A 308-nucleotide genomic window follows, 5' to 3' on the forward strand; every position below is an offset into this window, starting at 1 on the left:
CGGGCGGGCGAGCATGGCCGCGGGTTTGCGGTCGTCGCCTCCGAGGTTCGCAAGCTCGCCGAGCGAAGCCAAGCCGCGGCGCAGGAAATCTCCGGCCTCTCCGGCGACACGGTCAAGGCCGCCCAGCAGGCCGGCGAGATGCTGGGGCGCCTCGTGCCCGACATCCAGCGCACCGCCGAACTGGTGTTCGAAATCTCGAACGCCACCCGTGAACAGAATGCGGGCGCGGCGCAGATCAACATCGCGATCCAGCAGCTCGACAAGGTGACCCAGCAGAACACCGCCGCGGCCGAGGAAATGGCATCGAC

Annotated in this window: 1 protein-coding gene; it reads left to right on the plus strand. The window is 68.5% G+C overall.

Going from position 1 to position 308, the window contains the following annotated elements:
* A partial coding sequence (locus EK416_RS18000; protein WP_245434012.1) for a methyl-accepting chemotaxis protein occupies positions 1-308 on the plus strand: 308 nt, incomplete at both ends.

The sequence above is a fragment of the Rhodomicrobium lacus genome, from assembly GCF_003992725.1.
Classification (GTDB): domain Bacteria; phylum Pseudomonadota; class Alphaproteobacteria; order Rhizobiales; family Rhodomicrobiaceae; genus Rhodomicrobium; species Rhodomicrobium lacus.